The organism is Ramlibacter agri, assembly GCF_012927085.1.
In the GTDB taxonomy this organism is placed as follows: Bacteria; Pseudomonadota; Gammaproteobacteria; order Burkholderiales; family Burkholderiaceae_C; genus Ramlibacter; species Ramlibacter agri.
In genome coordinates this window covers 280,314-306,094 of the sequence record NZ_JABBFX010000001.1, presented here as the reverse complement: position 1 = coordinate 306,094, position 25,781 = coordinate 280,314, and the positions used below count along the sequence as shown (strand labels likewise).

At 69.7% G+C, this 25,781-nt stretch carries 23 protein-coding genes and 1 riboswitch; of the genes, 14 read left to right on the top strand and 9 right to left on the bottom strand.

What is annotated here, in order from left to right; all coding sequences use genetic code 11:
- Positions 1-56: 56 nt before the first annotated feature.
- Positions 57-1,103 (top strand): homocysteine S-methyltransferase family protein, encoded by a 1,047-nt coding sequence (locus tag HHL11_RS01520; protein ID WP_169416621.1) that lies wholly within the window; start codon positions 57-59, stop codon positions 1,101-1,103.
- Here the strand turns inward: HHL11_RS01520 and HHL11_RS01515 are convergent.
- A complete protein-coding gene (locus tag HHL11_RS01515; RefSeq protein ID WP_169416620.1) occupies positions 1,100-1,918 on the bottom strand; it encodes a ChbG/HpnK family deacetylase in 819 nt (272 codons plus the stop codon). The genes HHL11_RS01520 and HHL11_RS01515 overlap by 4 nt on opposite strands.
- A 20-nt stretch (positions 1,919-1,938) precedes the next feature.
- Between HHL11_RS01515 and HHL11_RS01510 the strand changes: the two genes are divergently transcribed.
- On the top strand, positions 1,939-2,334 hold the full coding sequence (locus HHL11_RS01510) for a GtrA family protein (RefSeq protein ID WP_169416619.1): 396 nt from the start codon (positions 1,939-1,941) through the stop codon (positions 2,332-2,334).
- Here HHL11_RS01510 and HHL11_RS01505 read toward each other — a convergent pair.
- A complete protein-coding gene (locus HHL11_RS01505; RefSeq protein ID WP_169416618.1) occupies positions 2,279-3,817 on the bottom strand; it encodes a glycosyltransferase family 39 protein in 1,539 nt (512 codons plus the stop codon). The two genes, HHL11_RS01510 and HHL11_RS01505, sit on opposite strands and share 56 nt — an antisense overlap.
- Positions 3,814-4,830 carry a glycosyltransferase gene (locus tag HHL11_RS01500; RefSeq protein ID WP_169416617.1) on the bottom strand — a complete coding sequence of 339 codons (1,017 nt, stop codon included), beginning with the start codon at positions 4,828-4,830 and terminating at the stop codon, positions 3,814-3,816. Before HHL11_RS01500 ends, HHL11_RS01505 begins: the two co-directional genes overlap by 4 nt.
- Before the next feature lie 204 nt (positions 4,831-5,034).
- Here HHL11_RS01500 and HHL11_RS01495 point away from each other — a divergent pair, with 204 nt between their 5' ends.
- The 4 genes from HHL11_RS01495 to HHL11_RS01480 all read left to right on the top strand — a co-directional run bounded on the left by HHL11_RS01495 (position 5,035) and on the right by HHL11_RS01480 (position 10,823).
- Entirely contained in the window at positions 5,035-6,426 is a 1,392-nt protein-coding gene (locus tag HHL11_RS01495; protein WP_169416616.1) for a metal-dependent hydrolase family protein, read from the top strand.
- Between the two features lie 16 nt (positions 6,427-6,442).
- A riboswitch (S-adenosyl-L-homocysteine riboswitch) is annotated at positions 6,443-6,520 on the top strand.
- A gap of 42 nt (positions 6,521-6,562) precedes the next feature.
- Positions 6,563-9,262, top strand: a complete 2,700-nt coding sequence (gene metH / locus HHL11_RS01490; RefSeq protein WP_240980126.1) for a methionine synthase — start codon at positions 6,563-6,565, stop codon at positions 9,260-9,262.
- Between the two features lie 85 nt (positions 9,263-9,347).
- The gene (locus HHL11_RS34580; protein ID WP_169416614.1) at positions 9,348-9,800 is read left to right on the top strand and encodes a glycine zipper 2TM domain-containing protein; all 453 of its coding nucleotides are present in this window, start codon (positions 9,348-9,350) and stop codon (positions 9,798-9,800) included.
- Between the two features lie 51 nt (positions 9,801-9,851).
- Positions 9,852-10,823 (top strand): YihY/virulence factor BrkB family protein, encoded by a 972-nt coding sequence (locus HHL11_RS01480; protein ID WP_169416613.1) that lies wholly within the window; start codon positions 9,852-9,854, stop codon positions 10,821-10,823.
- On the opposite strand, the gene HHL11_RS01475 is transcribed toward HHL11_RS01480, so the two are convergent.
- The 4 genes from HHL11_RS01475 to HHL11_RS01460 form a co-directional block, all read right to left on the bottom strand.
- Entirely contained in the window at positions 10,730-11,908 is a 1,179-nt protein-coding gene (locus tag HHL11_RS01475) for an MFS transporter (RefSeq protein ID WP_169416612.1), read from the bottom strand. The two genes, HHL11_RS01480 and HHL11_RS01475, sit on opposite strands and share 94 nt — an antisense overlap.
- On the bottom strand, positions 11,905-12,465 hold the full coding sequence (locus HHL11_RS01470; RefSeq protein WP_169416611.1) for a TOL_0243 family YfiR-like periplasmic protein: 561 nt from the start codon (positions 12,463-12,465) through the stop codon (positions 11,905-11,907). Before HHL11_RS01470 ends, HHL11_RS01475 begins: the two co-directional genes overlap by 4 nt.
- A 4-nt stretch (positions 12,466-12,469) precedes the next feature.
- Positions 12,470-14,362 (bottom strand): TOL_0244 family TonB-dependent receptor, encoded by a 1,893-nt coding sequence (locus tag HHL11_RS01465; RefSeq protein WP_169416610.1) that lies wholly within the window; start codon positions 14,360-14,362, stop codon positions 12,470-12,472.
- Positions 14,363-14,443: 81 nt separating this feature from the next.
- The gene (locus tag HHL11_RS01460; RefSeq protein ID WP_169416609.1) at positions 14,444-15,961 is read right to left on the bottom strand and encodes a YifB family Mg chelatase-like AAA ATPase; all 1,518 of its coding nucleotides are present in this window, start codon (positions 15,959-15,961) and stop codon (positions 14,444-14,446) included.
- A gap of 166 nt (positions 15,962-16,127) precedes the next feature.
- Between HHL11_RS01460 and HHL11_RS01455 the strand changes: the two genes are divergently transcribed.
- The 7 genes from HHL11_RS01455 to glcF all read left to right on the top strand — a co-directional run bounded on the left by HHL11_RS01455 (position 16,128) and on the right by glcF (position 23,011).
- Complete coding sequence (locus HHL11_RS01455; protein ID WP_169416608.1) at positions 16,128-16,862, top strand: TorF family putative porin; 735 nt, start codon at positions 16,128-16,130, stop codon at positions 16,860-16,862.
- Between the two features lie 32 nt (positions 16,863-16,894).
- Positions 16,895-17,233 (top strand): P-II family nitrogen regulator, encoded by a 339-nt coding sequence (gene glnK, locus HHL11_RS01450; RefSeq protein ID WP_169416607.1) that lies wholly within the window; start codon positions 16,895-16,897, stop codon positions 17,231-17,233.
- Between the two features lie 27 nt (positions 17,234-17,260).
- Complete coding sequence (locus tag HHL11_RS01445; protein ID WP_169416606.1) at positions 17,261-18,790, top strand: ammonium transporter; 1,530 nt, start codon at positions 17,261-17,263, stop codon at positions 18,788-18,790.
- Between the two features lie 102 nt (positions 18,791-18,892).
- Positions 18,893-19,747: an aldose 1-epimerase gene (locus HHL11_RS01440; RefSeq protein ID WP_169416605.1), complete on the top strand. Its 855-nt coding sequence runs from the start codon at positions 18,893-18,895 to the stop codon at positions 19,745-19,747.
- Complete coding sequence (locus tag HHL11_RS01435; protein ID WP_169416604.1) at positions 19,744-20,667, top strand: SMP-30/gluconolactonase/LRE family protein; 924 nt, start codon at positions 19,744-19,746, stop codon at positions 20,665-20,667. Before HHL11_RS01440 ends, HHL11_RS01435 begins: the two co-directional genes overlap by 4 nt.
- A gap of 53 nt (positions 20,668-20,720) precedes the next feature.
- Positions 20,721-21,788 (top strand): glycolate oxidase subunit GlcE, encoded by a 1,068-nt coding sequence (gene glcE, locus HHL11_RS01430; RefSeq protein ID WP_169416603.1) that lies wholly within the window; start codon positions 20,721-20,723, stop codon positions 21,786-21,788.
- Entirely contained in the window at positions 21,788-23,011 is a 1,224-nt protein-coding gene (gene glcF / locus HHL11_RS01425; protein ID WP_169416602.1) for a glycolate oxidase subunit GlcF, read from the top strand. The genes glcE and glcF overlap by 1 nt, the downstream gene beginning before the upstream one ends.
- On the opposite strand, the gene HHL11_RS01420 is transcribed toward glcF, so the two are convergent.
- A complete protein-coding gene (locus HHL11_RS01420; protein WP_169416601.1) occupies positions 23,004-23,489 on the bottom strand; it encodes a Mut7-C RNAse domain-containing protein in 486 nt (161 codons plus the stop codon). The two genes, glcF and HHL11_RS01420, sit on opposite strands and share 8 nt — an antisense overlap.
- Entirely contained in the window at positions 23,486-23,971 is a 486-nt protein-coding gene (locus tag HHL11_RS01415) for a glutathione peroxidase (RefSeq protein WP_169416600.1), read from the bottom strand. Before HHL11_RS01415 ends, HHL11_RS01420 begins: the two co-directional genes overlap by 4 nt.
- A gap of 154 nt (positions 23,972-24,125) precedes the next feature.
- Here HHL11_RS01415 and HHL11_RS01410 point away from each other — a divergent pair, with 154 nt between their 5' ends.
- Positions 24,126-25,748, top strand: coding sequence for a methyl-accepting chemotaxis protein (locus HHL11_RS01410; RefSeq protein WP_169416599.1), 1,623 nt, complete (start codon positions 24,126-24,128; stop codon positions 25,746-25,748).
- Positions 25,749-25,781 lie beyond the last annotated feature (33 nt).

Below are 25,781 nucleotides of genomic sequence, written 5' to 3'. Positions count from 1 at the left end.
CCTGAATTGTCGGTGAGCCTGAGGGCTCAACGCTTTGTTCTTAGAATTGGCCGACCATGAAACCTGTGATCTATACCCGTGGCCAGGCCCTCCCGGGCCTGCTCGAAAAGCGCATCGTCATCCTGGACGGGGCCATGGGCACCATGATCCAGCGCTTCAAGCTCACCGAGGCGGACTTCCGCGGCGAACGCCTCAAGGACCACCCCAAAGACCTGAAGAACAACAGCGACCTGCTGGTGCTGACCCGCCCGGACGTGATCCGCGACATCCACGAGGGCTACCTCGCGTCCGGCGCCGACATGATCGAGACCAACACCTTCGGCGCCAACTCGGTCGCCCAGGACGACTACGGCCTGGGCCACCTGGCGCGCGAGATGAACGTCGCTGCGGCGAAGCTGGCGCGCCAGGCCGCCGACAAGTTCTCCACGCCCGACAAGCCGCGCTTCGTGGCCGGCGCCCTGGGCCCGACCCCGCGCACGGCCAGCATCAGCCCGGACGTCAACGACCCCGGCGCGCGCAACGTCGATTTCGAGCAGCTGCGCGCGGCTTACCACGAGCAGGTCGAAGGCCTGATGGAAGGCGGGGCCGACCTGCTGCTGGTGGAGACCATCTTCGACACGCTCAACGCCAAGGCGGCGCTGTTTGCGATCGAGGAAGTGTTCGCCGAGACCGGCGAGCGGCTGCCGGTGATCATCAGCGGCACCGTCACCGATGCCTCCGGCCGCATCCTCAGCGGCCAGACCGTCAGCGCCTTCTGGTACAGCGTGCGGCACGCGCAGCCGCTGGCCATCGGCCTGAACTGCGCCCTGGGTGCCGCGCTGATGCGGCCCTACATCCAGGAGCTGAACCGGATCGCCCCCGAGACCTTCATCAGCTGCTACCCCAACGCGGGGCTGCCCAACCCCATGAGCGAGACCGGCTTCGACGAGACGCCGGAAGACACCTCGCGCCTGCTGCGCGAGTTCGCCGCCGAGGGGCTGGTCAACATCATCGGCGGCTGCTGCGGCACGACGCCGGAGCACATCGGCGCCATCGTGCAGGCGGTGCAGCCGCTGCCCACGCGCACGGTGAAGCGGGAGTTCTTCTACAAGGACGCGGCTTAGGCCGGCATCCGGCTGAAGGGCACCACCCGCAGGCCGAGCCGCGCCAGCAGCTCGGCGAACTCCGGGCCGGCCAGCACCTCGTACTCGTTGCGCCGCGCCGGCGCGATCGGGTCGGTCACCGGTGTACCCAGCGCCGGATGGCACATCAGCAGGTCGCCGTCGGTGCTGGCGGCGAGCCAGTCCGCCAACAGGGCAAGATAGCGGTCCGCCCCACCGCGGAAGTCATACACCCCCAGCAGATGCCTGTTCACCCTGTAGCCCTTGTCGGCGGCTGCCCGCGCCCAGGCGCGGCCGCCCAGCGTCTCGATCAGCCAGGCCTTGCGGGCCGGCTCGCCCGCCGTGCGGCGCGTGCTGCGCAGCCAGGGCCGGCTGCCGCCGCGGTAGCGCGCCTCCAGCACCGCCAGCAGCGTGCCGCGTATCCAGGGCAGCTGGTGGACGTGCTGGTGGCCGTCCACGTGGGCGGGCGCCCGGCCCAGCGCCTGCTCGAAGGCGTCGAGCTGGCGTTCGATCTCGGCGCGCAGCGCGGCGCGCGGGACCAGGCCCAGGTAGCTGCGGGCAATCCACTGCTCCAGCGGCTTGCGCAGGCGCGCGTCGAAGGGGTGTTCGGTCAGGTCCAGGTGGAGGCCGGCGTCGAAGCGCGTAGGCGCCACTTCGCGCAGCAGCGCCGCGCCCTCCTGCCAGTGCGGCGCCCCGGTCATGCAGCTGGTGGCGCTGATGCGTCCCGCCACGGCGAGCCGCAGCACCGCCTCGTCGACCCCGGCGTCCAGGCCGTAGTCGTCCACGCAGACCGCGATGCGGCGTTCCAGCACGCGCATCGCTTCAGCCTCCGCACCGCATGAAAGCCACCGTCATTCGGCTCGCCTGGTTCGTGTTCGTCGGCTGCACCGCGGCTGCCGTGCACTTCGGCATGGTGGTGCTGCTCGTCGAGCGCCTGGGCTGGGCGCCGCTGGTGGCCAATGTGGGCGGGTGGCTCGTTGCTTTCATCGTGTCGTTCTGCGGGCAGTCGCTGCTGACCTTCCGCGGCCATGGCACGCCGGTGCTGCATGCCCTGCCGCGCTTCTTCCTGATCTCGCTGCTCGGCTTCCTCGCCAACGAGTCCAGCTATGCGATCCTGCTGCACTTCGTCGCGGTGCGCTACGACGTGCTGCTGGCGCTGGTCCTCGTCGGCGTGGCGATCATGACTTATCTGCTGAGTTCGCGCTGGGCTTTCCGGCGCAAGTCCCCGGCTTGACGCGCCATAGCGCCGTCTTCTTGGCCGTGGCCACCTGCTGCGAGCCGCGCAGCGCCTCGTAGCGCGAAGCCTCATCGACGCTGCCCACCACCCAGGTGACGGCGGGCCCGCACAGGATCTGCGGCACTTCCGCCGGCTTGCGCAGCAGGCGCCGGGCCTCGTCCGGCGCGAAGTGGCCGGCGTCCGCCAGCTCCTTGCGCCAGTTGTCGCGCTGGTAGACGGAGGGATCGTCCCAGTCGTCCACCACCATCACCGGCGCCCGGAGACGCGTGTTGAACGGCATGTCGAAGTAGGCGCCATGCAGGAACACCACCTGGTCGCCGGGCTGCAGCTGCGAGCGCAGGGCCCGGGCCAGCGCCAGGTTGGAGCCGGGCGCGACCACCGTCACGCCCACCACCGCCGCCACGCACACCACCACCGCCACGGCGGCGCCGGCGCGCCACAGCATGTTGGCGCGTGCACTGCCGGCGCGGCGCACGAAGCTGTCCGCGGCCAGCAGGGCCAGCGGCACGGTGGCGGGGAAGATGTAGCCCACCAGCTTGGAGGCCGGCAGCGAGAAGAAGCCGAGGATCGCCAGCAGCCACACCCACAGCAGCAGGCGCAGCGCGCCGCGGCCCGGTTCGGCCAGCATGCCGCGCCGCAGGCCGGCCAGCATCCAGGCCGACCAGGGCAGCGCCAGCACGCCCAGCACCACGACGTAGAAGAACCAGGGCTGCTTGTTGTTGAAGCCGGCGGTGGCGAAGCGCGAGAAGTGCTGCACCACGAAGAAGTAGTGGTTGAACTCCGGGAAGCGCTGCTGCATGGCGATGAACCAGGGCCCGGCCACCACGAGGAACAGCACGATGCCCGGCAGCCAGAACAGCTTCAGCAACACGCGCCATTGCCGGCGCAGCAGCAGCCACGCCACGATCACCAGCCCGGGCAGCACCAGGCCGATGAGGCCTTTGGCCAGGACGCCCAGCGCAGCGAACAGGTAACCGGCCGCCAGCGCGCCGGACGCGCGCTGCCCTTGCTCCTGCACCAGCGCCGCGTGTGCGACAGCCAGCACGGTGGCGGTGATGCAGCCGGCCACCAGCATGTCCAGGTTGGCGTACTGGCCGCCCAGGAAGAACAGCGGCTGCGTCACCAGCGCCAGCAATGCCAGCCGGGCCTCGCGCTCGCCGAACCAGCGGCGCGCGAACAGGAACAGCGACACCGCGCCGAGCGTTGCGCCTGCCAGCGGCGCCAGCCGCGCCGCCCATTCATGCGGGCCGAACAGGCCCAGCGCGCCGGCCGTGATCCAGTAGAACAGCGGCGGCTTGTGGAAGTAGGGCAGGCCATCGAGCTCGGGCACCAGCCAGTTGCCGCTGGTGAGCATGTGCCAGGCCACGCCGACGTAGCGGCCTTCGTCCGGCACGGCCAGCGGCCGCGCCCAGATGGTGAACGCCAGCCAGGCGATGGCGAGCGCCAGCGGCGCCCAGGAAACTTGCAGGAATTTCTTCACCGTGTCTGTGCCGCCAGGCCCTGTCCGAGTTCACGCCGCACCAGGTAAAGCGGGCGGCCTTTCACTTCCTCGAAGATGCGGGCGATGTACTCGCCGATGATCCCGAGGAAGATCATCTGCACGCCGGAGAACAGCATCAGCGCCACCACGATCGTGGTCCAGCCCGAGATGTTGTGCCCGTACAGCATGTACAGGAAGGTGAGGTAGCCGCCGTAGGCAAAGGACGCCAGCGCGAGCAGCACGCCCAGCGCCCCGACGATGCGCAGCGGCCAGTTGGCGAAGGCCGTCAGGCCGTCGATGGACAGGCGGAACAGGCTGCGCTTGCTGAAGTGCGTGCGGCCGTGGGCGCGCGGCGCCGGCATGTAGGGCAGGGGCACGGCCTTGAAGCCGATCCAGGCGTACAGGCCCTTCATGAAGCGGTTGCGCTCCGGCAGCGCCAGCAGCGCGTTGACGGCCTGGCGATCGAGCAGGCGGAAGTCGCCCGCGCCTTCCGGCACCTCGAAGCGGTGGAACTGGTTCAGCAGCTTGTAGAACATGCGCGTGCCGATGCGCTTGAAGGCCGGCTCGTCCTCGCGGCTTTCGCGGATGGCGTAGACCACGTCGGCGCCTTCGCGCCAGCGGGCGATCATCTCCTCCACCAGCGCGGGCGGATGCTGGAGGTCGGCGTCCATCATCACGACGACGTCGCCGGCGGCGGCTTCCAGGCCGGCCGTCAGCGCCGCTTCCTTGCCGAAATTGCGCGACAGCTGCAGCGCGCGGAAGCCTGGCAGGCGCGCCCACTCGGCCATCACCTTGCTGGTGTCGTCGGTGCTGCCGTCGTCGACGAGCACCACTTCCCAGCGCGCCGCCAGGCGCGGCAGCCACTGGCACAGCTGCGGCAGCAGCACGGCCAGGTTGCGCGCCTCGTTGCGGCAGGGAATGATGAGGGAGAGGGACATCGGGCCGCTGCGGTCGGACGGATCCGGTGCGTCCTGCAGCTGCGACACCGGGATGCGGTCGCGGACGGTGTTCATTGCTTGCGCCTCCTGCGCTGTGCTCGGTGGCGAGTGTCGCGGAAGGAACTTAAGAGGCACTTAAGGCCCCGTGGTCAAGCCGGAGCGCGCAACAAATGTCGCGCCGTGCGGGCCGGATAGGGCGGCCTGGACATAGGTACCAAGGTCCAATGGCTGGGCCCGAGCGGCGGCGCGATGCTCCCCGACCGCTCAGGGGAAATTCAGATGAACACTTTTTCCCGCACCGTCTGGCAGCGCTGGCTGCTGCTGCTGACGGCGCTGGTCGCGGTCCTGGCGACTGGCTGGATCCACGCGCAGCAAGCCGCGGCGCCGGCGGCCCCACCCGGCGAGAGTGGGGTGCTCTTCACCAACGTGCGCGTGTTCACCGGGGCGCCTACCCTGTCGGCACCCTCGAACGTGCTGGTGGTCGGCAACGTCATCCGCACGATCTCCACCGGCGCGATCCCGACCGAGGGGCTGGGCCGGGTCACGCGCATCGACGGCGGCGGCCGCACCCTGATGCCCGGCCTCATCGATGCCCACTGGCACACGATGTTCGTGCGGCCGACGCCCGCGGAGATGATCACCGGCGACTTCGGCTACTTCACCCTGATGGCGGGCGCCGAGGCCACGGCCACGCTCATGCGCGGCTTCACCACCGTGCGCGACATGGGCGGCCCGTCCTTCGGCCTGAAGCAGGCCATCGATGCGGGCCTCCTGCCGGGGCCGCGCATCTACCCCTCGGGCGCGATGATCACCACCACCGGCGGCCACGGCGACTTCCGCTCGCTGACCGAGCTGCCGCGCACCGGCAGCGGCCAGAGCCACATCGAGCAGGTCGGCGCCGCCATGATCGCCGACAACCCCGACGAAGTGCGCCTGCGCGCGCGCGAGCAGCTGGCCCAGGGCGCTTCGCAGATCAAGCTGATGGCCGGCGGCGGCGTCGCCTCGCCGCACAGCCCGATCGACGTCTCCACCTTCACCGAGCCCGAGCTGCGGGCCGCCGTCGAAGCGGCGGAGAACTACGGCACCTACGTCGCCGTCCATGCCTACACGTCGGTCGCCGCCCAGCGCGCCATCGCCGCCGGCGTCAAGGTGATCGAGCATGCCCACCTGATCGACGAGCCGACCGCGCAGCTGATGGCGCAGAAGGGCATCTGGCTCAGCACCCAGCCCTTCCTGGACGACGAGGACATCCCGCGCATGCCGCCGGGTTCGCCCCAGTACGCGCGCTTGCGCCAGGTGCTGGAAGGCACGGACCGCATCTACACCTTCGCCAAGAAGTACAAGATCAAGACCGTCTTCGGGACCGACATCCTGTTCGACGCCCAGCTGGCAACGCGCCAGGGCGCGCAGCTGCCCAAGCTGGCCAAGTGGTTCAGCAACGTCGAGATCCTGAACCAGGCCACTGCCAATACCGGCGAAATGCTCGCGCTGTCGGGCCCGCGCAACCCGTATCCCGGCAAGCTCGGCGTGGTGCAGAACGGGGCGCTGGCCGACCTGCTGCTGGTCGACGGCGACCCGCTGAAGGACATCAACCTGGTGGCCGACCCCGAGCGCAACTTCCTGGTGATCATGAAGGACGGGAAGGTCTACAAGAACAAGCTGGCGCCGTAGCGCGTAAAATCCGGTCCTGCTCAAGGAGCGCTGCAGCGGATGGGGTGGGCCCCGACGTCAGGCTTGAGATGGACCCCAACCGCGCTCACCCTTGTCAACCAACGGTGAGCGCATGCAGCAGACCCCTCCCGCCCCCATGAAGCTTTCCGGCCTGGAGCCTGTCTCCATCGGCCCGGGCAGCCTGTTCGTCAACATCGGCGAACGCACCAACGTCACCGGCTCCAAGGCGTTCGCCCGCATGATCCTGGCGGGCCAGTTCGAACAGGCCCTGGCGGTCGCCCGCCAGCAGGTCGAGAACGGCGCTCAGGTCATCGACATCAACATGGACGAGGCCATGCTCGATAGCAAGGCCGCCATGGTGCGCTTCCTGAACCTGATCGCCAGCGAACCCGACATCGCCCGCGTGCCGGTGATGGTCGACTCCTCCAAGTGGGAGGTCATCGAGGCGGGTCTCCGCTGCGTGCAGGGCAAGGGGATCGTCAACTCGATCTCGCTGAAGGAAGGCGAGGAGCAGTTCAAGCGCCAGGCCACCCTGGTCAAGCGCTATGGCGCCGCCGCCGTGGTGATGGCCTTCGACGAGCAGGGCCAGGCCGACACCTACCAGCGCAAGACCGAGATCTGCGCGAGGGCCTATCGCATCCTGGTGGACGAAGTCGGCTTCCCGCCGGAAGACATCATCTTCGACCCCAACATCTTCGCCATCGCCACGGGCATCGAGGAGCACAACAACTACGCGGTCGACTTCATCGAAGCGACGAAGTGGATCAAGGAGAACCTGCCCGGCGCCAAGGTCAGCGGCGGCGTCTCCAACGTGAGCTTCTCCTTCCGCGGCAACGACCCGGTGCGCGAAGCCATCCACACGGTCTTCCTGTTCCACGCCATCAAGGCCGGCATGGACATGGGCATCGTCAACGCCGGCATGGTCGGCGTGTACGACGAGGTCGAGCCGCAGCTGCGCGAGCGGGTGGAGGACGTGGTGCTGAACCGCCGCCCCGATGCCGGCGAGCGCCTGGTGGAAATCGCCGAACAGGCCAAGGGCGCGGCCAAGGACGATACCAAGAAGAACGAGTGGCGCGCGCTCACCGTGGAACAGCGCCTGGCGCATGCGCTGGTGCACGGCATCACCGACCACATCGTCGCCGACACCGAGGAGATGTACCAGAAGGTCGTCGCCAAAAGCGGCGGCCGGCCGCTGCACGTCATCGAAGGCCCGCTGATGGACGGCATGAACGTCGTCGGCGACCTGTTCGGCGCCGGCAAGATGTTCCTGCCGCAGGTGGTGAAGTCGGCGCGCGTGATGAAGCAGGCCGTGGCCCACCTCATTCCCTATATCGAGGAAGAGAAGAAGCAGCAGGAAGCCGCTGGCGAGGACGTCCGCGCCAAGGGCAAGATCGTCATCGCCACGGTCAAGGGCGACGTGCACGACATCGGCAAGAACATCGTCACCGTCGTCCTCCAGTGCAACAACTTCGAGGTGGTGAACATGGGCGTGATGGTGCCCTGCCACGAGATCCTGGCGAAGGCCAAGGTCGAGGGCGCGGACATCGTCGGCCTGTCGGGGCTGATCACGCCTTCGCTGGAGGAGATGCAGTACGTCGCCAGCGAAATGCAGAAGGACGAGCACTTCCGCATCAAGAAGATCCCGCTGCTGATCGGCGGCGCCACGTGCAGCCGCGTGCACACGGCCGTCAAGATCGCGCCGCACTACGAAGGCCCGGTGGTCTACGTGCCGGATGCCTCGCGCAGCGTCAGCGTGGCCCAGAGCCTGCTGTCGGAGCAGGCGGCGAAGTACATCGCCGAGGTCAACGCCGATTACGACAAGGTGCGGCTGCAGCACGCCAACAAGAAGCAGGTGCCGCTGTGGCCGCTGGCCAAGGCGCGCGAGAACAGGACGCCGCTTGCCTGGAAGGCGTACACGCCGCCGAAGCCCAAGTTCATCGGCCGGCGCGTGTTCAAGAACTACGACCTGGGCGAGCTGGCGCGCTACATCGACTGGGGCCCGTTCTTCCAGACCTGGGACCTGGCCGGGCCGTTCCCGGCGATCCTGAAGGACGAGATCGTCGGCGCCGAAGCGGTGCGCGTGTTCTCCGATGGCCAGCGCATGTTGAAGCGCCTGATCGAGGGCCGCTGGCTCAGCGCGAATGCGGTCATGGGCTTCTGGCCGGCCAACACGGTCAACGACGACGACATCCAGCTTTATGCCGACGAAAAGCGCGAGCAGCCGGTGCTCACCTGGTACGGCCTGCGCCAGCAGACCGAGAAGCAGGTGATCGATGGCGTCACGCGTCCGAGCCGCTGCCTTGCCGATTTCGTCGCGCCCAAGGGCGTGGCGCCGGACTATGTCGGCGCCTTCGCCGTGACGGCGGGCCTGGGCGTCGACAAGAAGGTGCAGTACTTCATGGACGACCACGACGACTACTCCGCGATCATGCTGAAGGCCTTGGCCGACCGCCTGGCCGAAGCGCTGGCCGAGGCGCTGCACGAACGCGTGCGGCAGGACCTGTGGGGCTACGCGGCGGACGAAGGCCTGTCCAACGAGGACTTGATCAAGGAGAAGTACCGCGGCATCCGCCCGGCGCCCGGCTATCCGGCCTGCCCGGACCACAGCGTCAAGCGCGACATGTTCGACCTGCTGCAGCCGCAGGAGATCGGCATGGAGCTCACCGAGTCGATGGCGATGGCGCCGGCGGCCAGCGTCAGCGGCTTCTACCTGGCCCATCCCGCCAGCACTTACTTCAATGTCGGCCGCATCGGCCAGGACCAGCTGGAAGACCAGGCGCGGCGTCGCGGCGCGGATGTCGCGCTGCTGGAGCGCCTGCTGGCGCCGAATCTGTGACGAATGACACGAATTGTTGAGCTTGGGCGGTCCCCGCGCGGCTAACCTCAGCCGTTGAAGGGAAACAAGGAGAAGGAGTCCCCCCATGAACAAGTTCGCAATCGCTCTCGTGGTCATCGCTACGGCCGCCACCGCCTTCGCCGCCCAGGCCGAAGGCAACCCCCACGGCCTGCCGCCCGGCATCGCCAAGAAGCTGCACGCTTCCTGCGACGACTGCGCGGCCGTGACCGCCGTCGTCAAGGAAAAGCGCAAGGGTGAAGGCGGCGCCGTCGGCATCGTGGGCGGCGCCGTGGTCGGCGGCCTGGTCGGCAACCAGTTCGGCGGCGGCACCGGCAAGACGCTCGCCACCGTGGGTGGCGCCGTTGCGGGCGGTTTCGCAGGCAACGAAGTGCAGAAGCACGTCACCAGCAAGGAAGTCTGGGTGACCAAGGTGCAGATGAAGAACGGCACCGTCCGCAGCTTCGAGCAGGCCGCGCAACCCGGCTGGAAGACCGGCGAGATCGTCAAGGTCCACAAGGACCACGTCACTGCCCTGTAATCGGGGTTCTTCCGACAGACTTCAGCCCGGCCGGCGCGCATGCTTGCGCGCATGGCCTGGCAGGACAAGCTTCCGCGCTGGTTGCAGGGGCCGGCGCACATCCTGGATCCGCTCTTCCGGGCCGGCTCGCTGTGGAGCGGCGCCGGCGGCACCACCATGAGCGCGGCGATGTCCTTCTACGGCATCCTGAGCCTGGCGCCGCTGCTGCTGGCCATCGTGGCGCTGCTCGGTTGGTGGATGGACCGGGCGGTCCTGGAGCAAGGGCTGGTGCACGAGATCGGCGGCATCATCGGCGAGCGCGGCGCCAGCCTGCTGGCCGACGCCATGCGCAATTCGACCCAGGGGTCGCAAGGCCTGGTCGCCAGCATCGTCGGATTCGTCGTGCTGCTGTCCGGCGCCACCGGCGTCTTCAACGAACTGCAGCAGGCGCTCGAGAAGGTCTGGACCGAAGGCCGTGCGCCGCTGCCCCGCTCGGCCGGCTTCCGCTACGCCGCCGCGCTGCGGCTGCGCGGCGTGGGCTACATCCTCGTGTTCGGCTTCCTGCTGTTGATCTCGCTGGTGGTCTCCACCTTGCTGTCCATGTTCTCGGGCTGGGCCGGCGACCGGCCGCTGCTGGAGTGGCTGCTGCGCATCCTGAACGAGGCCGTCGCCTTCATCATCTGCGCCGCGCTCTTCACCGGCCTGATGCGTTTGTCCGGCGGCCCCCAGCCGCGCATGCGCTGCCTGGTGGCCGGCGGCTGCATCGGCGCCATCCTGTTCACGATCGGCCGGCAGTTGCTGACAGCCTACCTGTCGAAGGCGGCGGTGGTGTCGGCCTATGGCGCCGCCGGCTCGCTGGTGGTGCTGCTGATGTGGATCTACTTCTCCGCCTCGGTGCTGCTGTTCGGCGCCGCCTGCGCGCGGGCGCTGGACGAACGCGTGCCGGCCGCTCAGCGCGGAAGCAGCGCGCGCCTCTGGGCGGCCACCAGCGCCAGCGCGCAGAGCACGCCCGCGGCCAGCAGCAGCAGCAGCCCCCAGCGGTAGCCCGCCTCGCGCGTCCACAGCACGCCCAGCAGCACCGGCGAGATGGCACGCGCCACCGCAGTCGGGATGCCCATGGCGCCATTGAGCGAGGCGACGTGTTCGCGGCTCACGTACTGCGCGATCGCCGTGCCCTTGACGATGGTGAGCATGCCGTTGCCCATGCCATAGAGCAGCACGAACAGCAGCGCCGCCGCCGGATGGCTGGCGCCCGCCACCAGTGCGGCCAGTGCCAATGGGATCAGGAAGGGGATGACGCGGTTGGCCACGTGCAGGTCGAAGCGGTGTTCGAAGAAGAACAGCAGCAGCCGGCCCAGCACCTGCACCACGCCGATGGCGGCAGGCACCGCGATCACCCACCCTTCGGGCAGCCCGCCTTCGCGCAGCAGGCTGATCAGGTGCGGCGGGATGGCGGCGGTGATGGCCATCATGCCGATGGTGAAGAACGTGATCAGCAGGAAGGGCGCGCTGCGCAGCAGCTGCGTCGGCGAATCGCGCGTCTGCGCCGCGGGCAGCGGCGGCGGCGCATCGCGCAGGCACCACGCGTGCAGCGGCGCGTTCAGCAGCAGGTGCAGCGCCGCCAGCACCAGCAGCGCGTGGCGCCAGCCCAGCGTGGCGATCAGCCAGGCCGAAAGCGGGATGAACACGCTGCTGGCGAGCCCGCCGAGAAAGGTGAGCGTGATGATCGCGCGGCGGAAGTCGTCCGGGTAGCGGCGCGTGACCACCGCGAACACCGGCGTGTAGAGCGTCGCGGCCAGCGCGGCGCCAAGCAGCAGCCACGCCAGGTAGAAGCCCGCGGCCATGTGCACCTGCGAATGCAGCACCAGGCCCGCGGCGACCAGCAGCGAGCCGCCCGTCATCACCGCGCGCTCGTGGCCGCGGTCGATCCAGCGTCCCACGGGATAGGCCAGCACGCCCTCGGCAAAGAGTGCGAGGCTGAAGGCCAGCGAGGACTGCGCGCGCGTCAACCCCAGTTCCTGTTCCACCGGGCCGAGCAGCAGCGCGAACGTGTAGAAGACGCTGCCCCAGGTCACCAGCTGCGCCAGCGACAGCCACAGGACCAGGCGGCGATCGTGGCCGCCGTTCACTGCACGATCCGCGCGATGGCCAGCAGCCTGGGGCTCAGGCGCAGCTTCTGCCTGGCGGCCGCGTCCGGCGAGACGCCGAAGCGCACGCGGCCGTCCTCCAGGTAGAAGCTGAGGACGGCGCCGCGCGGGTGGGCGCCGTCCGAATCGGCGATGGTCAGGGTGCCTTCCGGCACGCCGGCCAGCAGGTCGGCAATGCGCGCCGGCGAGCTCGCCTTGATGTACAGGATGTGGAAGCCGGCGAGCGCATCCGCGGGCGCCAGCCGCGCCACCTGCACCGGGTGGCCGTCGCGGTCGCGGTCGTGCGCGAGCTCGTTGAGGTCGCGCCACAGCAGGTCGTCGCCCAGGATGCCGATGCGCAGCGGCGCATCCGCCTTGGGGAAGGCGCCGGGCGGCCACTCCACGAAGCTGGCGAACTTGTGCAGGAAGGCCGCCTTCACCAGCGTGTCGCGCGGCGGCGCCAGCCCTTGCGCGCCCGCTGCCAGCGGCAGCAGCGCGGCGGCCGCGGCCAGCAGCCGGCGCCGGGCGCGGTCGGGGGGCAGGGCAGGGCGGACGCTCATGGCCTCACAGGCGCCAGACGGCCTTCAGCTGGAAGGAGCGCGGGATCTCCGCGCGATTGCCGGCGGCGCCCCACTCGACGTGCTGCGGGTCGTTGAGGTTGCGCACCAGGAAGGACAGCTCGAGGTCCGGCCGGATGCGCCAGCCCCAATGCAGGTCCACCGCGCTGTACGCCGGCACCTGCGGGTCGGGCAGCGCGCCGACGTAGCGCGCCTGCACGTCCAGCTCCATGTTGTGGGCGAGGTCCCAGCCCAGGCCCACCTGGCCGCGGTTGCGCGCATCGTTGCCCAATTGGGCCGCGCTCGTGGGCAGCGTCGTGCTGCTCCCGATGGGCCCCAGCTGCAGGCGCTGCCAGGTATAGCCCGCCTGCAGCCGCAGCTGCGGCGCGAGCCGCCAGCTGCCCCAGGTCTCGATGCCGGTCAGGTGGCCTTCGAAGCTGTTGCCGAAGGCGATGCCCCCGGGCAGCACGTCCACCGAGCGCAGGTCCTCGAAGCGGTGGCGGAACAGCGTGAGCGAGTAGCTGAGGTCGCTGCGAGGCTGGCCGCGCAGGCCCAGCTCGTAGACCTGCGCCACCTCCGACTGGAAGTCGCTCGCGCCAAGGTTCACCGCGGGCACGACCACGTCGCGGTCGATGCGCGAGGGCGTGCGCACCGCGCGCGAGGCCGAGGCCCACAGCAGGTGCTGCGCGCTCAGCTGCCAGGCGATGCGCCCGGTGGGCAGCCATTCGAGGCCGGTGTAGGTGTTGTGTTCGGCCTTCAGGCCCAGCGTGATGCGCATGCCCGGCGCCACCACGAAGTCGTCCTGCGCGAACAGGTTCCACAGTTGCAGCTTCCGCTCGGGCGGCTGGAACGCGAGCACCGAGGGCGCGATGTTGTTCGCGTTGTCGTTGTAGAGCCGGTAGCCGGTGCCCCACAGCAGCTCGTGGCCCTCGGCGGGGCGCCGGCTTTGCTGCAGCTCGACGTCCCAGGTGTCCATGGTGTCGTCCACGGCGCCCGGCTGGTTGCGTCCGGCGCGGTCGAAATAGGCCTGCAGCTGGGTGCGGACGCCGGTGCCTTCCTCGCGCGACCAGCGTCCCAGCAGGTTGGCGCCGGAAACCTGGCGCGGCGCCGGCAGCTGGTCGAACTGGCCTTCGTAGATGTCGCCCTGCAAGGTGAGCTGGTCGCGCTCGCGCACGCGGTCCGTGCGGAAGCCGGCCTGCTTGCGGCGGCCGCTGTCGTGGCTGGAACCGCCGCTTTCGAGCTGCGTGTCGTCCGTCGCGTACTGCTTGGCATAGATGCGCCAGGGCTGGCCGGTGGTGGCGCCGCCGTTGCCATAGCGCACGGCCGCCGACCGTTCCTGGTTGCCGCCGCCGGCCTTCAGCAGCGTGCCGGTGGTGTCGGCCGCGCTGCGGGTGATGATGTTGATGACGCCGTTGACGGCATTGGAACCGTACAGGGTGCCGCCGGCGCCGCTCAGGACCTCGATGCGCTCGATGTCTTCCACCACCAGGTCCTGCGCTTCCCAGAACACGCCGGAGAACAGCGGCGAATAGACGGTGCGGCCGTCGATCAGCACCAGCATCTTGTTGGCCAGCACGCTGTTGAAGCCGCGGGCGCTGATGGCGTACTGGTTGGCGTCGGCGCGCGCCACCTGCAGGTTGGGCGCCAGCCGCAGGATCTCCGGCAAGGTCACGGCGCCGGAGCGGCGGATGTCTTCCTGCTGGATCACGTAGACCGAGCCGGCGACGTCCGAGAGCCGCTGCACGCGCTTGCCGATGGAGGTGACCTCGATGCTGGAAAGCTGCTCCAGTGACAGGTCGGTGAGGTCGGCGGGCTGCTGCTGCGCGAGCGCGCCGGCGCTGGCCGCCGCCAGCAGTCCGGCCACGCAGATGGCGCGGTGATACGGCGGGCGCTTTTTCATCGTTGTCTCGTGGTGCCGGCGGAAAAATGATTATTGATGACCCTGGCGCGAGGGGCATGCTGCGGCGGCCGGACTGCGGCGTCAGTGCAACGCGCGACGGTACTGTGCTGCCTCGGCGACGTGTTCCACGTCCACGGCAGTGCTGTCCGCGAGATCGGCGATCGTGCGTGCAACCTTTAGTACGCGGTGGGTCGCGCGCCCGCTCCAGCCCAGGCGGGCCGCCGCATTGCGCAGGAAGCCGGTGGCCGCCAGCGACGCGCCGGCATGGGCGTCGATGGCCTCGCCTTGCAGCGCGCTGTTGGCGTGGCCCTGCCGCCGCAGCGCACGGGCATGGGCGGCCTCGCAGCGCGCCTGCACGGCGGCCGTGGGCTCACCGGCCGGCGCGTCCAGCAGTTCGGCGGGCGCGAGCGCCGGCACTTCCACGTGCAGGTCGATGCGATCCAGCAGCGGGCCACTGAGCTTGCCCTGGTAGCGCGCCACCTGCTCCGGCGTGCAGCGGCAGCTGCGGCCGGAGCCCAGCCAGCCGCAAGGGCAGGGGTTCATCGCGGCCACCAGCTGGAAGCGCGCCGGGAATTCGCAGCGCCGCGCGGCGCGGGCGATGGTGATGCGGCCGGTCTCCAGCGGCTCGCGCAGCGCCTCCAGCGCGGCCCGGGGGAATTCCGGCAGTTCGTCGAGAAAGAGCACGCCGTGGTGCGACAGCGAGATCTCGCCCGGCCTGGGCGGCGAACCGCCGCCCACCAGCGCCACGGCGCTGGACGAATGGTGCGGCGCGCAGGTGGGCCGCACCGCCCACTGCGCGATGCTGAAGCGCTCGTCCAGGCTGGCGACCGCCGCGCTTTCCAGCGCCTCCTGCACGCTCATGGGCGGCAGCAGCCCGGCAAAGCGCTGCGCCAGCATCGACTTGCCGGCGCCGGGCGGGCCGACCATCAGGAGGCTGTGACCGCCAGCCGCGGCAATCTCCAGCGCCCGCCGGGCGCCGGCCTGCCCGCGCACGTCCGCCAGGTCCGGATAACGGGCGGCCGCCGCCGGCGCCCGGCTGGACAACACCGCCCAGCCTTCGCCGGACGGCAGGCTGCCGGGCCCGCGCTGGAACTGTGCGACCACGTCCAGCAGGTGGCGGGCGCGCACCACGCGGGCGCCGGGCACCAGGGCGGCCTCCTCCGCGCTGCCGGGCGGCAGCACCAGCCGGGCCGTGGAGCCGGCCACGTGCAGCGCCAGGCTGGTCGCCAGCGCCCCGCGCACCGGCCGCAGCTGCCCGGACAGCGACAGCTCGCCGGCGAACTCATGGCCGGCCAGCGCATCGCCATCGATCTGGCCGGTGGCGGCCAGCACGCCCAAGGCGATCGGCAGGTCGTAACGGCCGCTGTCCTTGGGCAGGTCGGCCGGCGCCATGTTGACCGTGATGCGGCGGGTGGACGGGAATTCGAGGCCGGAAGTGAGGATGGCCGAGCGCACCCGCTCCCGGGCTTCCTTCACTTCCGTATCGGCCAGCCCGACCAGGAAGAAGTTGGGCAGTCCATTGGACAGGTGCACCTCCACGGTGACTGGCGCGGCTTCCAGCCCCAGCAAGGCGCGGCTTTGCACCAAAGACAGGCTCACGGCGCGGCTCCTCCCCATTCAGGTGCGCGCCGGACCCGGCGCACCCCTCCGGTGCCCGCTTAACGCGACAGCGAAGGGGCTGGAGGACCTTCCAAAGGTGGAGGCGGCGCATGGCACGCCTCCTGCTATCAGCCTCTGCTGCCATCACCAACAAACGGAGAACTCCATGAAACTTGCCGTGCTCGCCTTGTCCCTGCTCGCATGCGGTTCCGCCTTCGCCCAGGCGGCGGCCACCGCGCCCGAGCCGGACTACACCGCTTCCGTCAATATCGGCGCGGTCACCGATTACCGCTACCGCGGCATCTCGCAGTCGCGCCTGCAGCCTGCCCTGCAAGGCGGCGCCGACTTCGCTCACAAGAGCGGCTTCTATATCGGCACCTGGGCGTCCAGCATCAAGTGGGTGAAGGACGCCGGCGGCAATGCCGACGCCGAAGTCGACCTGTACGGCGGCTACAAGTTCAACGGCGGCCCGGTCGCCTTCGACGTGGGCGCGCTGCGCTACCTGTATCCCAGCTCGCAGCTGGCCGTGAGCCCGAACACCACCGAGCTGTACGTGTCCGGCACCTATGGCCCGGCGACGCTGAAGTACTCGCATGCCATCACCAACCTCTTCGGCTTCGCGGACAGCAAGAACAGCTACTACGTCGACCTGAACGCCACCTTCGACACCGGCTACTGGGGCCTGACGGTCACGCCGCACATCGGCTACCAGGGCATCAAGAACAACAGCGGCTTCTCGTACACCGACTGGTCCGTGGCCCTGGGCAAGGACTTCGGCAACGGCTTCAGCGCGTCGCTGGCCTACGTCGACACCAACAACAGCAACTACCGCAGCCCCGACGGCAAGGACCTGGGCCGGGCCACCGCGGTGCTGGGCGTGAAGTACACGTACTCGTTCTGAACCTCGAGCGGGCCCGTCCCGAAGGAGCAAGCATGAAACTCGTCACCGCCATCATCAAACCCTTCAAGCTCGACGAAGTTCGCGAGCAGCTCTCCGGCATCGGCGTGCAGGGCATCACCGTCACCGAAGTCAAGGGCTTCGGGCGCCAGAAGGGCCACACCGAGCTGTACCGCGGCGCCGAATACGTCGTCGATTTCCTGCCCAAGGTCAAGATCGAAGCGGCGGTGGCCGACGACCTGGTCGACCGGGTCATCGAGGCCGTCGAGGGCGCGGCGCGCACCGGCAAGATCGGCGACGGAAAGATCTTCGTGTACGACCTGGAGCAGGTCGTGCGCATCCGGACCGGCGAGACCGGCAAGGAAGCCCTCTAAAACCTTCACACACCTGAGAGACATACCATGAGGAAATTGATCGCTTCCCTGGCCGTCGGCCTGGGGCTCCTGATCGGCAGCGTCGCAGCTGTCGCCCAGGCCCCCGCCGCCGCGCCGGCTTCCGCGCCCGCTGCTACCGAGGCACAAGCCGCACCCGCGGCTGCCGCGCCGGCTGCGCCCGCCGCAGCGGCTCCCGCTGCTGCAGCTGCTGCTTCCGCACCCGCGGCTGCCGCCGCTCCGGCGCCGGTCCCCAACAAGGGTGACACCGCCTGGATGACCGTCGCCACGGCGCTCGTCATCTTCATGACCATCCCCGGCCTGGCCCTGTTCTACGGCGGCCTGGTGCGCAGCAAGAACATGCTGTCGGTGCTGATGCAGGTGTTCGTCGTCACTTCGCTGATCTACGTGCTGTGGGCCATCTACGGCTACAGCGTGGCGTTCACCGGCGGCAACCAGTTCTTCGGCGGATTCAGCAAGATCTTCCTGTCGGGAATGACGCCGGATTCGACCGCCGCCACCTTCAGCAAGGGCGTGGTGATCCCGGAACTGACCTACATGTGCTTCCAGGCCACCTTCGCCGCCATCACCTGCGCGCTGATCGTGGGCTCCTTCGCCGAGCGCATGAAGTTCTCCGCGGTGCTGCTGTTCGTGGTGCTGTGGTTCACCTTCAGCTACCTGCCGATCGCCCACATGGTCTGGTACTGGGACGGCCCGGATGCGATCACCGACGCCAAGACGCTGGAAACCGTCACCGCCAACGGCGGCTGGCTGTGGGCCAAGGGCGCGCTCGACTTCGCGGGCGGCACCGTGGTGCACATCAACGCCGGTGTCGCCGGCCTGGTGGGCGCCTACCTGATCGGCAAGCGCGTGGGCCTGGGCAAGGACTCCTTCGCCCCGCACAGCCTGACGCTGACGATGGTCGGCGCGGCCATGCTGTGGGTGGGCTGGTTCGGCTTCAACGCCGGCTCCAACCTGGAAGCCAATGGCGGCGCCGCCCTGGCCTTCGCCAACACGCTGCTGGCCACGGCCGCCGCGACGCTGTCCTGGATTGCCGGTGAGGCGCTGACCAAGGGCAAGGCCTCGATGCTGGGCGCCGCGTCCGGCGCCGTCGCCGGCCTGGTGGCCATCACCCCGGCCTGCGGCTTCGTGGGCACCATGGGCTCCATCGTCATCGGCCTGATCGCCGGCCTGGTCTGCCTGTGGGGCGTCAACGGCCTGAAGCGCCTGCTGGGCGCCGACGACTCGCTGGACGTGTTCGGCGTCCACGGCGTGGGCGGCATCACCGGTGCGCTGCTGACCGGCGTGTTCGCCTCGCCCAGCCTGGGCGGCGTGGGCATCTACGACTACGTGGCCAACAAGGTGAGCCCGGACTACTCGATCGGTGGCCAGGTCTGGATCCAGTTCCAGGGCGTGCTGACCACGGTCGTCTGGTCGGGCGTCGTGGCCTTCATCGCCTACAAGATCGTCGACCTCCTGATCGGCCTGCGCGTCACCGAAGAGGAAGAGCGCGAAGGCCTCGACATCAGCAGCCACGGCGAAACCGCCTACAGCCGCTGAGGCACAGTTCCCGAAAGCAAGTCTCCTTTGGATGTTGGGCCCGCTTCGGCGGGCCCTTTTTTTCTGCACAATGAACGGCAGAACAACAGGAGACGCGTGGCCATGATCGAATTGCGCTCAGGCGCTTTGCGTTGCGAGCTGATGCCCGAGCTCGGCGGCTGCATCGCCGGCTTCTGGCTGGACGACGTGCCGGTGCTGCGCTCCACTCCGGCCGCCCAGCTGCAAAGCGCTCGCCAGTCCGGCTGCTATCCGCTCGTGCCTTTTTCCAACCGCATCGGCCAGGCCACGCTGGTCTGGCAGGGCACGCAGCATTCGCTGGTGCGCAACGACGGCGACGAGCCGCACGCGATCCATGGCGTCGGCTGGCAGCGGCCCTGGGCGGTGCTCGACGCCGATGAGCGCAGCGCCATGCTGGCCTACGAGCACCGGCCCGACGCCAGCTGGCCCTTCGAATTCGACTGCTCGCAGGCCTTCCGCCTTGGCGAAGACAGCCTGGAGCTGACCCTGGCCCTCACCAACCAGTCGGCGCAGCCGGCCCCGGTGGGCCTGGGCTGGCATCCGTGGTTTCCGAAGCGGCCCGATAGCCATCTCGCCTTCCACGCCAGCGGGCGCTGGGAGATGGGCCCCGACAAGCTGCCGACCACGCGCGCGCCTTCGACCGGCATCGCCGCCGACTGCGCGCAGCTCGATGTCGACCATTGCTACGACGGCTGGGACGGCCAGGCGGAGCTGCGCGACGGGATGCTGCGCGTGCGGCTCGAATCCAACCTGCAGCGCCTGGTCGCCTTCACCAACGCCGCGCGCGAGTACGTGGCCGTGGAACCGGTCAGCCACGTCAACAACGCGGTGCACCTGTACGCGTCCGGCGCCGCCGCCACCGAGCTCGGCCTGGTGGTGTTGCAGCCGGGCGAAAGCATGATGGCGCAGCTGGCCATCACCGTGGAGCGCGCCGCATGAAGTGGGAAGTCGCCGTCGACACGCCGGACGCGCTGGGCGAGTCGCCCTTCTGGCATCCGCGCGAGCAGCGCCTGTACTGGATCGACATCGCCGGCAAGCTGGTGCGGCGCCTGCACCCGCAGTCCGGCGCGCTGGAGTCGTGGGAGCTGCCGCAGGAGCCGGGCTGCATGGCGCCTGCCGTGAACGGCGGCCTGGTGCTCGGCCTGCGCGACGGCATCTACCGTGCCCGCAGCTGGGGCGGCACCCTGGCGCCTCTGGTGCGCTTCAACCATGGCGCCACCACGCGCTTCAACGACGGCAAGGCCGACCCCGAAGGGCGTTTCTGGGCCGGCACCATCTACGAGCCCAAGGACGCGCGCAAGGCCGACCTCTACTCGCTGGACTGCCGCCCCGGCAACGGCGCGCACGGCCAGCCGCTCGTGCAGCTGAAGGCCTGCAATGCCACCACCGCCAACGGCCTTGCCTGGTCGCCGGCGGCGGACCGCACCTACTGGGCCGACACGCCGCGCCACGAAATCTACGCCTGGGACTGGGAACCCGGCCCCAACGTGCTGCGGCACCACCGCGTGTTCAAGCGCTTCCCGGCCAAGCCGGCGGGCTGGCAGCCGGGCGACCCCGGCTATCTCGGGCGACCCGATGGCGCCACCGTCGACGTCGAAGGCCACTACTGGTGCGCCATGTACGAGGGCAGCCGGGTGCTCCGGCTGTCCCCGCAGGGAGACATCGTGGCCGACATCGAACTGCCGGTGCGCTGCCCCACCATGCCCTGCCTCGGCGGCCCGGACGGCCGCACCTTGTACGTGACCAGCGCCCGCCAGGGCCGCTCGCCCGAGGAGCTGAAGGCGCTGCCACTGAGCGGCTGCGTGCTGGCCATGCGGGTGGACGTGCCGGGCCTGCCCGTCAATTTCTTCATCGACTGACCGCAGAAACTTTCAAGCCGGCCGGCGACGGGCGGCCGCTTAACATCGCCGGCATGGATCCCGCCCTGGCCCCCTTGATCGAGCGCGTGCGCGCCGCCGCCGCGGCCGGCACGCCCCTGCGCATCCGCGGCAGCGGCAGCAAGGACTTCTATGGCGAGCCACCGCAAGGCGAATTGCTGGAGACGGCGCCGCTTCGTGGCATCGCCAGCTACGAACCGAGCGAGCTGGTGGTGACGGTGCGCACCGGCACGCCGCTGGCGGAGCTGGAACAGGTGCTGGCGCAAAGCGGCCAGTCGCTCCCTTTCGAGCCGCCCCACTTCGGCCCCGGCGCCACCGTCGGCGGCATGGTCGCCACCGGCCTCTCGGGCCCGGCGCGGGCCAGCGTGGGCAGCGTGCGCGACTACGTGCTGGGGCTGGAGCTGGTCAACGGCCGCGGCGAACACCTGGTGTTCGGCGGCCAGGTGATGAAGAACGTGGCCGGCTACGACGTCTCGCGGCTGATGGCAGGCGCGCTCGGTACGCTGGGCCTCATCACGCAGGTGAGCCTGAAGGTGCTGCCGGTCGCGCCGGCGGAAGCCACGCTGCGCTTCGAGATGACGCAGGCGCAGGCCCTGCAGCAACTGAATGCCTGGGGCGGCAAGCCGCTGCCCCTGAACGCGAGCCGCTGGCAGGACGGCGTGCTGTGGCTGCGCCTGCGCGGCGCGGTGGCGGCGGTGGAGGCCGCGACCCGCGCACTGGGCGGCGAGCGCTTGGAGGCTGGGTCCGACTGGCAGGCGGTGCGCGAACAGGCCTTGCCCTGGTTTGCCGAGCGCGGCGAGCGCGAGCTGTGGCGCCTGTCGCTGCCGCAGACGGCGCCGATGCTGGAGTTGCCCGATTCGCCCCTCGTCGAATGGCACGGCGCCCAGCGCTGGGTGCGCGCGGACGCCGCCGACGCGGCCCGCCTGCGCGAAGCCGCGCAGCGCGCCGGCGGCCACGCCACGCTGTTTCGCAGCGCTCGTCCGCAAGCGACCGGCCGCATGGCGCCGTTGCCGCCCGTGCTGGAACGCATCCAGCAGGACTTGAAGCGCCAGTTCGACCCGGCCGGCATCTTCAACCGCGGCCGCCTCTACCCGCAGCTCTGATGCAGACCCATCTCTCGCCCGAATTCCAGGGCACGCCCGAAGGCGCCGAGGCCGAAGCCATCCTGCGCAAGTGCGTGCACTGCGGCTTCTGCACCGCCACCTGCCCGACCTACCAGGTGCTGGGCGACGAACTCGACGGGCCGCGCGGCCGCATCTACCTGATCAAGCAGGTGCTGGAAGGCGAGCAGCCCACGCGCAAGACGCAGCTGCACCTGGACCGCTGCCTCACCTGCCGCAATTGCGAGAGCACCTGCCCGAGCGGCGTGGACTACGGCAACCTGGTCGACATCGGCCGCGGCATCGTGGAGCGCAAGGTGGGGCGCGATGCGCCCTCCCAGGCTTTGCGCTGGAGCTTGAAGGAAGGCCTGACCTCCGCCGCCTTCAAGCCGGCGATGAAGCTGGGCCAGGCCGTGCGCGGGCTGCTGCCCGGCGTGCTGCGCGACAAGGTGCCGCCGCCGCAGCGCGCGGGCGCCTGGCCGCGCCGCACGCATGCGCGCAAGATGCTGCTGCTGGAAGGCTGCGTGCAGCCGGCGATGATGCCCAACATCAACAGTGCCACGGCGCGCGTGCTCGATGCGGCCGGCATCCAGTCGGTGGTCGCCTCGGCGGCGGGCTGCTGCGGTGCACTCAAGTTCCACCTGAACGACCAGGACGGCGGCCGCGCGCAGATGCGCGCCAACATCGATGCCTGGTGGCCTTTCGTCGAGCGTGGCGAGGTCGAGGCGATCGTGATGAACGCCTCCGGCTGCGGCGTGACCGTGCGCGAGTATGGCCACCACTTGCAGCACGATGTGGCATATGCGAAGAAGGCGGCGCGCATCTCGGAGCTGACGCGCGACCTGAGCGAGCTGCTGCCGGAGCTGGTGACGGCGCTGCGTGACAAGGTGAAGCCGGCGCCCGGCCTGTTCGCCTACCACCCGCCCTGCACCTTGCAGCACGGGCAGAAGCTGCGCGGCGGCGTGGAGCAGGGCATGGCGGCGCTGGGCTTCGAAGTGCGCGTGGCGATGAACGAATCGCACCTGTGCTGCGGCTCGGCGGGCACCTATTCCGTGCTGCAGCCGGACATCGCGCACACGCTGCGCGATCGCAAGCTGGGCCATCTGGGCGCGCTGCAGCCGCAGGCGATCCTGTCGGCCAACATCGGCTGCATCCAGCACCTGCAGTCGGGGACGGCGATGCCGGTGAAGCACTGGGTGGAAGCGCTGGACGCGGTGCTCACGTAGCGCCCCAGCCGGGCAGCACCTGCTCCAGCGCGCGGCGCATGCGGCGCGCATGCGAGCCATCCCAATAGAGCTTGCGGCAGATCGGGCAATGCAGCACCGGGCCCGAAGGCGCGTGCTCCATGCCGGCGAGCAGCAGTTCCTGTTCGCGCGCCGACAGCGGCACCAGCAAGGCGTTGCACAGCAGGCAGCGCGAGAACATCGCCACCGGGCCCGTCAGCGCGAGTTCCTGCGCGACATCGCGCAGCTGCTGCAGCGGATCGTCGACGCGCACTTCCACGGCGCGCTGCGGCCGGAGGTCGCGCAGCAGGTGGCGGTCGCGCGTGAGCAGGATGCGGCCTTCGGCGTTGGCGAGTTCCACCAGCACCGGGTCGGCGATGGCGATGTCGTAGGCGGTGTCGAAGCCCAGCGCGCGCAGCCACCGCGCCAGCCGGCCCAACATGGCGTCGGCGGCGAAGCGGGGCGCGTCTTCAGGGCTCAAGCAGCCAGGGCCTGCTCGATGTCCTGCGCCAGCTTCTGCGGCGTGTCCTGCGGCGCGAAGCGCTTGCGCACCTGGCCGTCCTTGCCGACGAGGAACTTGGTGAAGTTCCACTTGATGAATTCGGTCCCCAGCATGCCGGGCTTCTCGTGCGTGAGCCACTTGTACAGCGGGTGCGCCTCGGGGCCGTTGACCTCGATCTTTTCCATCATCGGAAAGCTCACGCCGTAGTTGGCCTGGCAGAAGCCGGCGATCTCGTCGTTGCTGCCCGGGTCCTGCTTGCCGAACTGGTTGCAGGGAAAGCCCAGCACCACCAGGCCTTGCGGCCCGTACTTCTTGTTCAACTCCTCCAGCCCGGCGAACTGCGGCGTGAAGCCGCAGGCGCTGGCCGTATTGACGATCAGCAGCACCTGGCCGCGGTATTCCGCCAAGCGGGCTGGCGTGCCGTCGATGTGCTGCGCTTCGAAGTCGTAAACAGAGGACATGGCGCCATTCTGCGCGCGGGAAGCGTGATCGATTGCACGGTGTTCGCCATAGGCCGTATGGACTCGTTGTAACTAAACGTGCAAGGTGAGGCCGTGGCGTGGCGCCTGCCTGGCACCCCCCATGGGTCGTACCTGTAACGAGACGGAGCATGGCATGGGAACAGCATCGGGGGGCCGCCTGCGCGGCACCAGCATCGGCGTGCGCCTGGGTTTGGCCTTTCTCGCGTTCACGCTGGTGCTGCTGGTCATGGGCCTGGCGGGCCTGTGGCGCATCGTGCAGCTGGATGGCGTGACCACGCGGCTGGCGACGGTGAACATCCGCATGGAGCGCCTGGTGGCCGCCTGGCACACGGAGACCAGCACGAACCTGGTCCGCAGCCTGGTGCTGGCGCGCACCACCGACCCGGACCTGGAGCAGCAGCTGAAGCCCGAGCTGGACGCCACCAGCCGCCGCATCTCGCAGTTGCAGCAGCAGGTGGAGGCGCTCGATACCGACGAAGAAGGCAGGGCACTGATCGACGCGGTGGGAGCGAAGCGCAAGGTCTACCTGGCCGCGCGCGCCGAGATCCTGCAACGCAAGAAAGCCGGCCAGGGCGCCGAGGCGCTGCGCATGGTGGACAGCGCCATGGTGCCGGCCGTGAAGGCCTACATCGGCGCGATCCAGGCCATCCTCGACTACTACAAGGCGCAGGTCGATGCCTACCCGCAGACCGCCCACGCGAGCGCCGAAGCGGGCCGCCGGCTGCTGCTGGCGCTGTGCATTGCCGGCGTGCTGCTCGGCGTCCTGTCCTCGTGGCTGATCACGCGCTCCATCACGCGGCCCATCGCCAGGGCCGTGGGGACGGCGCGGCAGGTGGCGGACGGCGACCTCACGGCCCGCATCGAAAGCCGCAGCCGCGACGAGATGGGCCAGCTGCTGCGCACGCTGTCGGACATGGCGGCCAGCCTGCGGCGGCTCGTCGCCCAGGTGGCGCAGGGCGCGCATTCGCTGGCCGACACCAGTGCACAGATCGCGCAGGGCAACCATGACCTGTCCACGCGCACCGAGGAACAGGCGACCACGCTCGAGGAAACGGCGGGGGCCATGGAGGAACTGACGGCCACGGTGGCCCGGAATTCCTCGCATGCGGACCAGGCGGCCCGGTTCGCGGCCGATGCGTCGGCCGTCGCCAACCGCGGCGGCCAGGTGGTGTCGGAGGTGGTGCGCACCATGGACGAGATTTCCGAGTCGTCACGCCGCATCAGCGACATCACCGGCGTGATCGACGCCATCGCCTTCCAGACCAACATCCTCGCGCTCAATGCCGCAGTGGAAGCGGCGCGCGCGGGCGAGCAGGGCCGCGGCTTCGCGGTGGTGGCGGCGGAGGTGCGCAACCTGGCGCAGCGTTCCGCTGCCGCGGCCAAGGAGATCAAGGCGCTGATCCAGGATGCGGCCGGCAAGGTCGAGACCGGGACGCGCCTGGTGCGCACGGCGGGCGGCGCCAGCGGGCAGGTGGTGGAAGCGGTGCAGCAGGTCAGTGCGCTGGTCGCCGAGATCGCGGCCGCCAGCCGCGAGCAGGCCGGCGGGATCGAGCAGGTGAACACCGCCGTCGTGCAGATGGACCAGGTGGTGCAGCAGAACGCGACGCTGGTGGAAGAGGCCGCGGCCGCGACGGAATCGATGAAGATGCAGGCAGCGGCGCTGCTGGAGCTGGTGGCGCAGTTCCGGCTGGAGGAGGCGCGCGGCGGCGATGCATCGTCGCCCGCGTTCAGGCCCGTCCTCGTCGCTGCCATGTAGGCCGGGTTGCGCCCCAGCGCACCCCAGCTAGTT

Coding starts and splice junctions, on each gene's coding strand:
- HHL11_RS01445 (WP_169416606.1), top strand. CDS start 17,261: ATGAGGAAATTGATCGCTTCCCTGGCCGTCGGCCTGGGGCTCCTGATC.
- HHL11_RS01520 (WP_169416621.1), top strand. CDS start 57: ATGAAACCTGTGATCTATACCCGTGGCCAGGCCCTCCCGGGCCTGCTC.
- HHL11_RS01480 (WP_169416613.1), top strand. CDS start 9,852: ATGGCCTGGCAGGACAAGCTTCCGCGCTGGTTGCAGGGGCCGGCGCAC.
- glnK (WP_169416607.1), top strand. CDS start 16,895: ATGAAACTCGTCACCGCCATCATCAAACCCTTCAAGCTCGACGAAGTT.
- glcE (WP_169416603.1), top strand. CDS start 20,721: ATGGATCCCGCCCTGGCCCCCTTGATCGAGCGCGTGCGCGCCGCCGCC.
- HHL11_RS01410 (WP_169416599.1), top strand. CDS start 24,126: ATGGGAACAGCATCGGGGGGCCGCCTGCGCGGCACCAGCATCGGCGTG.
- HHL11_RS01465 (WP_169416610.1), bottom strand. CDS start 14,362: ATGAAAAAGCGCCCGCCGTATCACCGCGCCATCTGCGTGGCCGGACTG.
- HHL11_RS01435 (WP_169416604.1), top strand. CDS start 19,744: ATGAAGTGGGAAGTCGCCGTCGACACGCCGGACGCGCTGGGCGAGTCG.
- HHL11_RS34580 (WP_169416614.1), top strand. CDS start 9,348: ATGAACAAGTTCGCAATCGCTCTCGTGGTCATCGCTACGGCCGCCACC.
- HHL11_RS01500 (WP_169416617.1), bottom strand. CDS start 4,830: ATGAACACCGTCCGCGACCGCATCCCGGTGTCGCAGCTGCAGGACGCA.
- HHL11_RS01455 (WP_169416608.1), top strand. CDS start 16,128: ATGAAACTTGCCGTGCTCGCCTTGTCCCTGCTCGCATGCGGTTCCGCC.
- HHL11_RS01515 (WP_169416620.1), bottom strand. CDS start 1,918: ATGCGCGTGCTGGAACGCCGCATCGCGGTCTGCGTGGACGACTACGGC.
- metH (WP_240980126.1), top strand. CDS start 6,563: ATGAAGCTTTCCGGCCTGGAGCCTGTCTCCATCGGCCCGGGCAGCCTG.
- glcF (WP_169416602.1), top strand. CDS start 21,788: ATGCAGACCCATCTCTCGCCCGAATTCCAGGGCACGCCCGAAGGCGCC.
- HHL11_RS01440 (WP_169416605.1), top strand. CDS start 18,893: ATGATCGAATTGCGCTCAGGCGCTTTGCGTTGCGAGCTGATGCCCGAG.
- HHL11_RS01470 (WP_169416611.1), bottom strand. CDS start 12,465: ATGAGCGTCCGCCCTGCCCTGCCCCCCGACCGCGCCCGGCGCCGGCTG.
- HHL11_RS01495 (WP_169416616.1), top strand. CDS start 5,035: ATGAACACTTTTTCCCGCACCGTCTGGCAGCGCTGGCTGCTGCTGCTG.
- HHL11_RS01415 (WP_169416600.1), bottom strand. CDS start 23,971: ATGTCCTCTGTTTACGACTTCGAAGCGCAGCACATCGACGGCACGCCA.
- HHL11_RS01510 (WP_169416619.1), top strand. CDS start 1,939: ATGAAAGCCACCGTCATTCGGCTCGCCTGGTTCGTGTTCGTCGGCTGC.